This is a genomic window from Elusimicrobium minutum Pei191 (assembly GCF_000020145.1).
In the GTDB taxonomy this organism is placed as follows: Bacteria; Elusimicrobiota; Elusimicrobia; order Elusimicrobiales; family Elusimicrobiaceae; genus Elusimicrobium; species Elusimicrobium minutum.
The window spans coordinates 1,007,114-1,019,226 of record NC_010644.1 but is presented as its reverse complement, the minus strand read 5'-3'; the positions used below and the strand labels follow the sequence as shown (position 1 = coordinate 1,019,226).

Below are 12,113 nucleotides of genomic sequence, written 5' to 3'. Positions count from 1 at the left end.
AAAGGTTTGTAGAGGAGATTGCTATGAAAAAATTGTTTGCCTTGTTTTTTGTTTTAGTTTTTTTCGCCTGTGAAAAAGAGGCTCCTGCCGAGCAAAAGGATGTTTTTGCCTCCGCCCAATCGGCGGAAGAGGAACTTTTGCCCGTAGAAGGCGCCGTGACTTGCAGCGGCCTTGCCTTAAAACTGCAAACCTGCGAGCCTGCGCAATGTGTTAACACTATAAATTTTTTTGGTACTGATATTTCCACGCTTATTCAAATAGAACCTGGTAACGGCGGCAAATGCGCTTACAGTGAAACAATGCTCTCCGCGGATGAAAACCAGGTAATTAAAACCTGTAATTTTACAAAGCAACAACTGCCTGAGGTATCAGAATACCTTGCCGGAGTTTTTGCACCCGGGGCGGAAAATGATATTTACGGATCCCAGGAGGATAACCCTTTCAGCAGATATTTATACGACGGCACCTGTTCCGTACCCAGTACTGAAGAACCTTTAGAGCCAAGCTGTATGGGCGGCGAAAGCATTACTATACAGGAATATGACAAAAGCGGCAATTTAACCGAACGGGTTATAGAGTGTTCTTCTATATAAGGAATAAATATGACAATAAAAATAAACTATAAAAGAATGATGGACAATTTTTTGGAACTTGTTAAAATCGAAAGCCCTTCCAATGAAGAACTTAATATGCAGCTTTACGCCCAAAAAAAGCTTAAAAGCCTTGGCTGTAAAGTAACGGTTGATAACGCGGGCAAAACCTTTCCCACAAACGCCAAAGGCAATGTTATAGGCTTTTTACCCGGTACGATAAAGTCCGAGCCTTTTGTTTTAGCCGGGCATTTAGACACCGTAAAGCCCTGCAAAAATATTAAACCCGTTATAAAAGGAAACAAAGTTACATCTAGCGGTAAAACTATTTTAGGGGCGGACGATAGGGCAGGACTTGCCATTATTTTTGAAGTTCTTAATGTTTTAAAGGAAAATAAAATACCGCATCCGCCGATATCGGTGCTTTTTACTCTTTGTGAGGAAAACGGCATGTACGGCGCGAAAGGTTTGGATATAACTAAATTAAAAGGGCGCGAAGGTATAATTTTAGACAGTTCAGACAATGATAAGCTTACCGTAAGCGCTCCTGAGGCAAACACTATTGACGTTGAAATCACCGGCTTTGCCGCCCACGCGGGCGTTGAGCCTGAAAAAGGAATTTCCGCTTTAGAAGTTGCCGCTTACGCTTTGTCAATAATGCAGCTGGGCCGTATAGACAAACTTACAGTAGCTAACTTCGGCGTTGTTAACGGGGGGGAAAGCACCAACGTGGTAATGCCGTCTCTTTTTTTAAAAGGCGAAGTGCGAAGCCGCAACCTTGCAAGCCTTAAAAAACAAATTAAACATATGCAAGATTGTTTTGTAAAAGCTCAAAAAAAGTTTACAAAAAAAGTTAACGGCAAAATGGTAAAACCCGTTATAGATTTTAAAGTGGGTTTAAAATACCCTATTTTAGATATAGCGGTTAACTCGCCTCTTATTAAACATATTACGGCCGAGGCTAAAAAACACGGCGTTAAAATAAAACCTTATTCAAGCGGCGGCGGTTACGACGCTAACATTTTGTCGGGCAAGGGGCTTCTTACTCCTATAATAGGCGTGGGTTATCGCCAAATGCATACATTAAACGAATGGCTTGATATTAAAATGTTTAACCAAACGGCGGATATTATTCTAGACATAGTTTTAAATTATAAAAAGTAGGTGTTTTATGGGGAAATATAATTTTGATTTAGTTTATGACAGAACAAATACAGGGGCGGAAAAATATGATTTCGCGGGCCACGGAATAAAAGACGACGTTATACCGATGTGGGTGGCCGATATGGATTTTAAAACGTCCGATGAAATTATTTCCGCTCTTGAACGGACTGCAAAGCACGGCATATTCGGCTATACCGACGCCGGGGCTGATTATTCGGTAGTCCTTTATAAATGGTATAAGGAGCGTTTTAACTGGGAAATTATGCCCGGCTGGATAACAAAAGTGCCCGGCGTTGTTTACGCTATTTTCTCGGGCGTGCGTGCTTTAACTAAAGAAAATGAGGCCGTTATAATATGCCAGCCTGTTTACCACCCTTTTGCCCAAATAGTAAACGCTTTAAACAGAAAACTTGTGGTTAACGAACTAAAACTTAACGGGCAAAAATATGAAATTGATTTTGAAGCCTTTGAAAAACAAATTAAAGAAAATGACGTAAAACTTTTTATTTTATGTTCGCCTCATAATCCCGTGGGAAGAGTGTGGACAAAAGAAGAACTTGCAAAGTTAGGCGATATCTGCCTTAAGCATAACGTGCTTGTAATTGCGGACGAAATCCACGCCGACCTTGTTTTTAAACCGTATAAACACACCGTTTTCGCCTCAATAAGCGATGAATTGGCTGGTATAACAATTACCTGCACGGCTCCTACAAAAACTTTTAATTTGGCGGGTTTGCAGGCGGCTAACGCTTTTACTAAAAACGCGGATCTGCGCGCCGCTTTTGAAAAAGAATGTGCTAAAACAGGTTATGGTTTGCTTAACGCCATGGGGTTAGCGGCCGCTAAGGCCGCTTACAGCCGCGGCGCGGAGTGGCTTGAAGAACTTCTTGAATATTTGGAAGGAAATAAAGCATATTTAAAAAAGACTTTGGAAGAAATGAACTGTGGTATAAACCTTATTCCTTGCGAGGGCACTTATTTAATGTGGCTGGACTGCCGCGCCCTTAAAATGACCGATGAGGAACTTAACAATTTCTTTTTAACTAAAGCCAAAATTTGGCTTAATAAGGGCGTAACTTTCGGGCGGGGCGGCAGCGGTTTTATGCGTATGAACATAGCCTGCCCAAGGGCAACTTTAGAACGCGCCTTAAATAACTTAAAAAATGCTTTTGCTAAATAGCAAAAACCGCCCTTTTAACGGGGCGGTTTTTTTATTATATATAATATATTATGATTAAAAATTACTATACAAAAATTAAAAAATTTATTTTAAAGCAAATCCCTAAAATAAAGGATTTTTTTAACCGTTACAAAAAACCTGTAAGGATTGTTTTTTATGTTATTTCTTTTATTATAATTTTTCTTTTATGTTTAGAACTTACGCTTAGATATTTGACGCCTACTGATTTTATTAAAAATAAAATTACGGCGGCAGTTTCCCAAAATTGTAACGCTGATTTGGAGTTAGGAAAAATAAGGGCTGGCCTTAGCGGCGTTGAAATAAAGAATGTTTATATTACAAGTGAAGGTGAAAACATAGCCTCTGCCCGCAGAGTGCTTTTAAAACTTTCCTTCCCGTCAGTTTTTAAAAGGCGTTTTAACGTAAACAAAGTTTTAGTTGAAGGGGTAAAACTTAATATTTTAAGAGATAAAAACGGCGTTTTTAATTTTGAAAGAATTTTACCCGCCGAAACACAGGGGGATAAAAAACAGCAAGGCAGTGCATCTTCCGGCGCGCCGTTAATTAAACTTCTTGTTCAAAGAATAAGAATTGACGGTTCCCAAATTATTTTTACGGATGAAGTTGAAGATATTAAAATAAATGTAAGCAGCCTCGGCCTTGACGTTGAGGATTTTAATTTCGATAAACCTTTTCTAATTACTTTAAACGCTATTTTTTCACTTGGGTATAAAAATATGGAGGCGGCGGATATAAATGTGGGTTTTTCCGTTAACGCCGATTTTGCTTCTTTTAATTTTGAAAAAGCGTTTGTGGAAATTAAAGACCTTATAGCCTCTTTTAATACCTCTTCGTTGTACTTAAGAGGTAAAATAGTAAATTTTAACGCGCCCAAAATAGTTTTTAATACGGGAACGCACAGATTGGTGTCTGAGTCTTTTAAAGAAATTATTCCTGATTTACCCGAATTTGATTTAACTTCTTTTAAAACAAACACTTCATTAAATGTGGATTTGCCCTCGCAAAAAATTACAATTAACTCTTTTAATTTAAATACTGTTTTTACGGACATAAATGCGGAAGGTTACTTAAAAGCGGGACAGACTTTAGAATATGATATAAAGACTCAAGGCATGCTTACTTTAGCTCAACTGCCTGACGCTTTGCCTATGGCGGCCGAATATAAGCCGCAAGGCGCAGTGGAATGGGATTTAAAAGCCGAGGCTAATGACATAAGCGGAGCTTTAGCTTTTAAAGATATAGCCGCTTTTTTACCGCAGGCGGGTGATTTAAATGAGGTAAACGCCGAGGTTAACATAAAAAGCGTAAAAGATATTTCTATGCCCGAGCTTAAAGGCAAGCTTAATAAACGCGATTTTTATGCAAAGGTTAAATTTTTAATGACTGATACGGCAGGCAGTTTAGATGTGATTTTTAAAGCGCAGCGGTTGTTTATTAACCCTACCGCGGAAGTCCGCAAGCAAATGTTTGCCCCTGCGTCCGCTAAGGAGGATGCTAAAGCCGAGGAAAAGATAAAAGAATCGCTTGAACAGACCCAGCGCCGTATCACGGAAAAACTGGGCTTGCCGCCTTTTAGGATTAAACTTGATTTTGACGTAAAAAGTTTAGACGCGCCGCTTATTTCAGCCGAAAACGTAAAATTTAAAGCCAATATGAAAGATGTTACCATAATGCTTGATAAAGTGCGCGGTAATATGAGCTTAAACGCTTCTGACGGACAGATAAAGGACATTTACACTATTACAAACGCTAACGCCGTAACTAGGGTTTTATTTATGTCCGTAAACGTTGTAAGCCGTGTTATTAACAGTCTTAATGTTATTGGCGTGCTTAAAGGTTTGGCGGGTAACGTGGCGTCTGTTACAGGCATTAGCGGGAGTAAAGACGAATCGGAAGATATTGATTATTCCTCCGAAGATGGCAGCTATAAAATAAAAGGCAAAATGGATTTTGATATTTTTGCCACCGCGCTTGATTTTAACGGGGGAAAGACTACAATAAAACAAGGTTCTTTTGTTTCCGAGTTGCTTTCGTTTAAACTCGCGGGCGATATGAACTTTAACACAAGAGATATAAAAATGACGGTTAACGCCGCCCCCGGCAGACATAAGGAAGAAGGTATTATGCCTCTTACCATTAAAATAGGTGGTACTATAGACGAACCTCAGGGAAGCATGAGTATGCTTTCTTCGGTGGCTTCGCTTTTAAAAGGAACTTTATTAAATAACCCGGCCAGCAATTTAATAAAAAGCGGCGTTGTAAGCCTTTATAATGATAATGGGGAAGAAGTAGCCACCCCTGAAGAAGCTGCGGAAGAATTTGACCAAAAATAAAATAAAAACGGTTTAATTTATTCGCGCCCGGCAAAATCAAGGCTTTTAAAAACTTTAATTTGTCTTACGCGGGTAATTAAACCGTTTTTTATCAGAGTACGAAACATCTTCTGCGTAAGTTTAGTGATGGATTCCCCACTGATTTCACAACACCTCCGCTTTACCGCTGCGGAGGTGTTGCTGTTTGTTGTTGGGTGAAATCGCAAAACTAAGCTTAGAAATAAAGAAAACCCAGGCGTAAGCCTGGGGAATTTAATTTATAAAACTATATTGTAAATTTTTTAAAACTTGTAAAACAGCGATACCCCGAAAGAAAAGTAATTCGCCCTAGGGTAAAGTTTTACAATATCGCCGGATAAGGTTGTTTCTCTTGTATTAAAGGTATTATGGTTGTATTTTAGCTCCACTCCGGTACCCCATCTTTCGGTTAAATCATATTCTGCCCCCAAACCTATTTTAGCGGCAAAGCCAATATCGTTAAATTCTTCTTTCCTGTCTAAATTAATATTTGCTTCAATAAAAGCCACACCCAAAGACACAGGCATATAATATTTTATTTTCCCTTTAGGATTAAAGTAATATTTGGTTAAAAACATAATATTAAAAATATCAGTGCCTACTCTTTCATCTACGCCGCTTGCAACTCTTTGAAAAAATTCATTATGCCCCGTTTTAAGGCCTACAGCCCAGTGGGGGTCTAAGAAATATATAACTTCAAAGTCGCTTCCTACGCTCCATTTACCTAATTTAGCGTCATGTCTGATTCCCTGCGTGTAATTGTTAACATAGTATTCGCCGCCCCATGTTCCTAAGAACGGATAGGCTGTTGATATCAATATACCCACATGTATATCGCCTTTTTGGTTTTCAGCCGCTGTTACCGTCGTGGCCAGAGTAAAAGCAAAAAGCAGTAAAACTAATCTTTTCATAATAAGCACCTGTTCCCACACAAAAGTATTCTGCATAAATATTATATGATATATTTTGCAAAAAATCTACCGCTCGGTAAAATATTTTATGTCGGAACAAACAAACAAGCGCTCTTTTAATGAGCGCTTGTTTTTTGTGCTGTTTCTATCCTAATATTTTTTTTAGGTCTTCCTTTGGCGTAGTTATCGGGTGCAGTTTGAAAGTGTCAACTATTATCTTTACCACGTTTGGAGATAAGAATGCGGGAAGCGTGGGGCCCAGATAAATATTTGTAATGCCAAGCGATAATAACGTAAGCAGAATGCATACGGCTTTTTGCTCGTACCAGCTTAAAACAAGCGTAAGCGGAAGTTCATTAACAGGCAAGTTAAACGCTTTGCTTAAAGCAAGGGCAACTTGTATCGCGCCGTAAGCGTCATTACACTGGCCCATATCCATTATTCTCGGCAGGCCGTCAATATCTCCTATATCTAAGTCATTAAACCTGAATTTTCCGCAGGCCAAGGTCAGTATAATAGTGTCCTTGGGGGTTTCTTTAACAAAGTCCGTGTAATAATTTCTGCCCGGTTTTGCTCCGTCGCATCCGCCCACTAAAAAGAAGTGTTTAATTTTGCCTTCTTTAACAGCTGCTATAACTTTGTCGGCCGCGTTTAAAACCGTTTGCCTTCCAAAACCTACAGTAAGTTCGCTGCCGCCGTTAATACCTGTCATTTTTTGTTCTTTTGCATATCCGCCTAGCTTAATAGCGTGTTCTATTAAAGCGCTAAAATCTTTATGTCCTTTAGCGTCGGCTTCTATATGCTTGGTTCCGGGGAAAGCCACTACGGAAGTTGTATAAACCCTGTCTTTATAGCTTGCCTGAGGTATCATTATGCAGTTTGTCGTCCACAATATAGGCGCGGGTACATTGGAAAACTCTTTTTGCTGGTTTTGCCATGCGGTGCCGAAGTTGCCTTTTAAATGCTTATATTTCTTTAGTTCCGGGTAAGCGTGCGCGGGTAGCATTTCACCGTGGGTATAAATATTTACTCCTTTATCTTGCGTCTGCTCAAGAAGCATTTTTAAATCTTTTAAGTCGTGCCCGGTTATTATAATAAAAGGGCCTTTTCTATATTTGTGGTAACCTTGGCGGGTTCGGGCGTTCCGTAAGCCGCGGTGTTGGCCTGGTCCAGAATTTCCATACAACGCAGATTAACTTTGCCAAATTCCATTATTAAGGAAAGTCTTTCTTCTATAGTTAAATTCTGTGTAAAAGAATTTAAACCTTTAATAAACCAATTGTTGACCTCCTCATCTTCAACGCCGAGCACTTTTGCGTGGTGAGCGTAAGCGGACATGCCTCTTAAACCGAAAAGAAGCGTGGAACGCAGTGACCTGTCGTCCGTATCGCCCTGCCAAAGATCTTGCGGTTTATAAAGAACGCTTGTTATATTATTTTCTTTTTGTATTTTTTCGCGTTCTTTTATCACCTTTTCTTTTACCTCGGCTACTTTAGCATGGTCAAAATCTACGTTTGTGACACATGTAAAAAGCCCGTCAATAATAAGCTCAACAGCTTTTTTTGAGTGTTTTGAAGAAATAGTAACCGCCGCCGCTAAATTAATCATTTCGGCGGTAAGATTATCTTGTTCTAATGCGGTAGGCACGTCCTTGCCGCATACTCCTTGTATTGTACACCCGGTTCCCTTCATTGTTTGTTCGCACTGAAAACAGAACATTGACATAATTTCACTCCTCCTTTTTTATATTCCTTGTATGTTACCGTCTAAGGTTATTGTTTTTACGCTCCATGGTATTATGGCGCCGCTTTTTTTAAGCGCTTCTTTTAACATCATTTCTAACCCGCCGCAGCACGGGACTTCCATTTTAACAAGCGTTATACTTTTGATGTAATTATTTTGTATTATTCTAGCAAGTTTTTCAGAATAATCCTCATTATCTAGTTTAGGGCATCCTATAATGGTGACTTTGCCTTTTATAAAGTCTTTATGAAAGTTCGCATAGGCGTAGGCTGCGCAGTCGGCCGCTATTAAAAGATGCGCGTCGTCAAAGTATGGCGCGTTGGCGGGCACAAGTTTTAATTGTACCGGCCATTGGGAAAGCTCCGAATTTAATACAGCGTTGCTTGGCGCAACCTCAGGTTCGGATTTAGGTTCAAGTTTTTTTACGTTCATGCCCGGACAACCGCATGGAAGAACCTCTTTCTCTTTTTCTGTTTTTTTCACTTCAATTTCTTCTTTATTTTTTTCTTTTTTCATAACTTCCTTATCACTGAAATTTATAGCGCCCACAGGGCACGCGGGCAAACAATTGCCAAGGCCGTCGCAATAATCCTCTCTTACAACTTTGGCCTTGCCGTTTACCATTTGTATCGCGCCTTGAGCGCAGGCGTTAGCGCAAGCTCCGCAGCCCACACACTTTTCTTCGTTAATTTCTATAATTCTTTTTTTCATACGCACCCTCTTTATTGCTTTATTAACTATAGTCTAGTACAATAAACAAAAGGAGGCTGTTGCATATGCAACAATGATTTTTATGCAAGAATATATAACTTTACTCAAAAAAACGGTGTTATTTAAAAATCTTACAGAAACGGAGATAAAAGATTTTCTACAAAAAACGTATCCTGTTATAAAAAAATATAAAAAAGATTCTTTTATTATAAACGCGGGGGGAGAGGTAACAGAAATCTGTGTGTTGACACAAGGCAAGTGCCATATTATAAAAGAAGATTTGAGCGGAGCGCGTAATATAGTGGCAGAGGTTACGGGGGGAGATATTTTTGCCGAAGCTCTTGCCTGCGCCGGGGTAAAACGCAGTCCCGTGGCGGTAAGGGCGGTTATGGATTGCAGCGTACTGATGCTCCGTTTTGCCAATTTGCTTACGTATGAAGGCGGGGGGAAAAATAAAATTCTTAATAACCTTGTTACTTTACTTGCCAGAAAAAATGTTTTTTTAAATAACAAAATAGAACATATATGTAAACGTACTATACGTGAAAAACTGCTTTCTTATTTTTATGAAAGGAAATTGGAAAGCGGCGGCAGTAAATTTTCTATACCGTTTTCCAAAACCGACTTGGCTGATTTTTTATTTATTGACAGAAGCGCCATGAGCAGGGAACTTTCCAATATGAAAAAAGAAGGCCTTATTGATTTTGACGGTAGTTTTTTTATAATTAATAAAAAAGCGGGTTATATTGACTAAGGACTATATTTTCAATACCATATAATTAGGATATATTATATTACGTTTTATCTAAGGTTAAGAATGAATATAAATTTTGTTTTAAAAAAGATTTTTATTTTACTTTTTTTATTAGCGGCGGGGTGCAACTTTGCAGCTAAAAATAAGCTGCCCGAAACTGATTTGCCCAATCAGTATAAAATAGAAGATTACAGCGTTTTTGACAATGAAAAATGGTGGGAAATTTTTGAAGATCCCACCCTCAACATGCTTGAAGAAACCGCCCTTGAATATAATAAAAATTTAGTTATAGCTTTTGAGCGCGTTAATATGGCCAGGGCGGAGGCGGGCATTATTTCCGCCAACTCAATGCCTCAAATAGGTTTTAACGTGGGCGGCATGCGTTCGGGCGGGTACAGGGTTAGAACAAACAACAGGTTTTCCGCAGGCGTAGGCGCTTCCTATGAAATTGACTTATGGGGCAGGCAAAGAAACTTACAGGCGGCTATGAAGGCTCGCCTTCTTTCCAGAGAAGCGCAAAAAGACGTTGTGCGTCTTACTATCACGGCGGACGTAGCAAAAACTTATTTTACTATTTTGGCGTATGATTCTATTTTGGCTAAGATAGACGCCGCAATAAAAGATAAAGATGATAATATCGCGCTTCATAAATCAAAATTTTTAAAAAACGCTTCAACGGAACTTTCTCTCAGGCGTTTGGAAGCGGAAAAAGACAATATGAAGGCAATTTATCTTGAGTACAGAATTGCGTTGTCGGCCAATGAAACAGCCCTTTCAACTTTAATAGGCGGTTCCGCCCGTGAGATTATAGAAGAAAGCATACCGCGTGAAAGGCCTTTAGAAAAAATGGCTGTTGTTGAAAAAATGCTTTCGCAGGTGCCTTCAAGCATTCTGCATAACAGGCCCGATATACGCGTGGCGGAAATGGACCTTTATGAAGCGGGCGCCAACATAGGCGTTATAAGAGCGGGGTTCTTTCCCAGCATATCGCTTACTACGGCCACTGTTTTGGTAAGCGAGTCGATGAAAAGGCTTTTCTCCGGAGGCACATGGAACTTCGCGGGCATTATAACAGGGCCGATATTTCAGGGCGGCAGAAACAGATTTAAACTTGAAGAACTGCAGGCGCAACAAAGAATACTGGTTTCAACGTATGAATTAACGGTGCAAAAAGCTTTTAAGGAAACTTATGACGCAATTACTTCAAACAATATAAACCATGAAATTCTTGCTACGCGCGAGCGGGAAGTAGTAACGCTTAACAGAAGCGTTACTTTGGCAAGAAAAAGCTATTTGTCTAAAAAGATAACGCTTACGGATTTACTGGAAATTCAGAGAAGGGCGCTTGACGCTGATATTGATCTTTCGCTTACTTTAAGAAACCAACTTTATTTTATAGTAGATATTTGTAAAACATTAGGCGGCGGTTTAAGGTACGACCACGCCCCCGGGGAAGAGCCTTCAGACGCTAAACCTGAAGTAGAAAAAGAGCCCGCCGAAGATACAGATAAAGAAATAAAAAAATAAACAGTTTTTATAAACTTTAAACCAAAATATAATAACGGCGTTTTATTAAAGAGTCGTTATTTTTTTGCGTAATTCATGATATATTTTTATAATAATAAAAGAGGATGGTTTTTATTATATGACTAAAAAAGAAGAACATTTACATGTCTGTGCCTGTTCACACGGGCATAAACAAGGACATCACGCGCATGCTCTCCACGAGCACGGGCACCGCCATCACGACCATGGTGCGGGCGCAAGCAAAAAAGCGTTGCTTATAAGTTTTATTTTAATAATAATTTTTATGGTTGTTGAGCTTGCCGGCGGGCTTATTTCGGGCAGTCTTGCCTTGCTTTCGGACGCGGGGCACATGTTTAGCGACGCGTTTGCCTTAGGCCTTAGTTTAACAGCTGTTATAGCGGGGCAGCGTGCGGCAACCAAAACAAAAACTTACGGCTACAGAAGGTTTGAAGTGTTGGCCGCTTTTTTTAATGCTATCACAATATTTTTAATAGCTGTTTTTATTTTAAAAGAGGCTGTAGTAAGAATACAAAACCCCGCCCCTATATTAAGCGGATATATGTTTATAATCGCCGTTATAGGGCTTTTGGTTAATATAGCGGTTCTTATGATTTTAAGAAGAAGGGAAATTAAGGATAATATTAACGTAAAAGGCGCTCTTTTACACGTGTTGGGCGATATTTTAGGCTCTGTAGGCGTTATAATAGCCGCTGCGTTAATTTATTTTTTCGGCTGGTATATAGCTGACCCGATTATAAGCGTTATAGTGGCGTTTCTTATTTTATACAGCGCGTGGAAAATTTTTGCCGAAACGGTTAATATCCTTTTAGAAGGCGCTCCCGGGCATATTAATATAGAAGCTTTAAAATCCTCCGTATGTGTCATTAAGGGCGTTGTTGACGCCCATGATATGCATGTTTGGTCAATATCTTCGGGTTTTTTGGTACTGACGGCGCACATTACAGTAAGCGAAGACGCCGACAGGGACTTAGTTTTAGAAGAAGCCCGTAAAATAATAGCGGATAACGCAAGTATAGAGCATGTAACAATACAAATAGAATCTTGTGAGCATAAAAACAGCTGCAACGGCAGATGTAATTAGAAGTGTTTTTAAAATTTAAAAGCGGGCCCTTTTAGTTGGGGGCCCGTTTTGATATGGGT

The 12,113-nt window shown here is 39.5% G+C and carries 9 protein-coding genes and 1 pseudogene; 7 read left to right on the top strand and 3 right to left on the bottom strand.

The genetic code is table 11. From position 1 onward, the window contains the following. The first annotated feature begins 23 nt into the window (after positions 1-23). From EMIN_RS04720 to EMIN_RS04705, 4 genes are read left to right on the top strand one after another with little or no spacing between them, the layout of a single operon-like run. Entirely contained in the window at positions 24-593 is a 570-nt protein-coding gene (locus tag EMIN_RS04720) for a hypothetical protein (protein WP_012415087.1), read from the top strand. A gap of 9 nt (positions 594-602) precedes the next feature. Next, positions 603-1,754, top strand: a complete 1,152-nt coding sequence (locus EMIN_RS04715; protein WP_012415086.1) for a M20/M25/M40 family metallo-hydrolase — start codon at positions 603-605, stop codon at positions 1,752-1,754. Positions 1,755-1,761: 7 nt separating this feature from the next. Then, positions 1,762-2,934 carry a MalY/PatB family protein gene (locus EMIN_RS04710; protein ID WP_012415085.1) on the top strand — a complete coding sequence of 391 codons (1,173 nt, stop codon included), beginning with the start codon at positions 1,762-1,764 and terminating at the stop codon, positions 2,932-2,934. Positions 2,935-2,984: 50 nt separating this feature from the next. After that, positions 2,985-5,288: an AsmA family protein gene (locus EMIN_RS04705; protein ID WP_012415084.1), complete on the top strand. Its 2,304-nt coding sequence runs from the start codon at positions 2,985-2,987 to the stop codon at positions 5,286-5,288. Positions 5,289-5,569: 281 nt separating this feature from the next. Here the strand turns inward: EMIN_RS04705 and EMIN_RS04700 are convergent, their stop codons facing one another. The 3 genes and pseudogenes from EMIN_RS04700 to EMIN_RS04690 form a co-directional block, all read right to left on the bottom strand. Then, positions 5,570-6,253 (bottom strand): outer membrane beta-barrel protein, encoded by a 684-nt coding sequence (locus EMIN_RS04700; protein ID WP_012415083.1) that lies wholly within the window; start codon positions 6,251-6,253, stop codon positions 5,570-5,572. Between the two features lie 109 nt (positions 6,254-6,362). Continuing rightward, a pseudogene (hcp, locus tag EMIN_RS04695) lies at positions 6,363-7,942 on the bottom strand (hydroxylamine reductase). A gap of 18 nt (positions 7,943-7,960) precedes the next feature. Further along, complete coding sequence (locus tag EMIN_RS04690) at positions 7,961-8,671, bottom strand: ATP-binding protein (protein WP_012415082.1); 711 nt, start codon at positions 8,669-8,671, stop codon at positions 7,961-7,963. A 73-nt stretch (positions 8,672-8,744) separates the two neighbouring features. Between EMIN_RS04690 and EMIN_RS04685 the strand changes: the two genes are divergently transcribed. From EMIN_RS04685 to EMIN_RS04675, 3 genes are all read left to right on the top strand, one after another. After that, positions 8,745-9,425 (top strand): Crp/Fnr family transcriptional regulator, encoded by a 681-nt coding sequence (locus tag EMIN_RS04685; RefSeq protein WP_012415081.1) that lies wholly within the window; start codon positions 8,745-8,747, stop codon positions 9,423-9,425. A gap of 63 nt (positions 9,426-9,488) precedes the next feature. Beyond that, entirely contained in the window at positions 9,489-10,952 is a 1,464-nt protein-coding gene (locus tag EMIN_RS04680; protein ID WP_012415080.1) for an efflux transporter outer membrane subunit, read from the top strand. Positions 10,953-11,070: 118 nt separating this feature from the next. Continuing rightward, positions 11,071-12,054, top strand: a complete 984-nt coding sequence (locus tag EMIN_RS04675) for a cation diffusion facilitator family transporter (protein ID WP_012415079.1) — start codon at positions 11,071-11,073, stop codon at positions 12,052-12,054. Positions 12,055-12,113: the final 59 nt, after the last annotated feature.

Excerpts from the sequence above, each read along its gene's own strand:
- EMIN_RS04720 (WP_012415087.1), top strand. The coding sequence starts at position 24 with ATGAAAAAATTGTTTGCCTTGTTTTTTGTTTTAGTTTTTTTCGCCTGT.
- EMIN_RS04715 (WP_012415086.1), top strand. The coding sequence starts at position 603 with ATGACAATAAAAATAAACTATAAAAGAATGATGGACAATTTTTTGGAA.
- EMIN_RS04710 (WP_012415085.1), top strand. The coding sequence starts at position 1,762 with ATGGGGAAATATAATTTTGATTTAGTTTATGACAGAACAAATACAGGG.
- EMIN_RS04705 (WP_012415084.1), top strand. The coding sequence starts at position 2,985 with ATGATTAAAAATTACTATACAAAAATTAAAAAATTTATTTTAAAGCAA.
- EMIN_RS04700 (WP_012415083.1), bottom strand. The coding sequence starts at position 6,253 with ATGCAGAATACTTTTGTGTGGGAACAGGTGCTTATTATGAAAAGATTA.
- EMIN_RS04690 (WP_012415082.1), bottom strand. The coding sequence starts at position 8,671 with ATGAAAAAAAGAATTATAGAAATTAACGAAGAAAAGTGTGTGGGCTGC.
- EMIN_RS04685 (WP_012415081.1), top strand. The coding sequence starts at position 8,745 with ATGATTTTTATGCAAGAATATATAACTTTACTCAAAAAAACGGTGTTA.
- EMIN_RS04680 (WP_012415080.1), top strand. The coding sequence starts at position 9,489 with ATGAATATAAATTTTGTTTTAAAAAAGATTTTTATTTTACTTTTTTTA.
- EMIN_RS04675 (WP_012415079.1), top strand. The coding sequence starts at position 11,071 with ATGACTAAAAAAGAAGAACATTTACATGTCTGTGCCTGTTCACACGGG.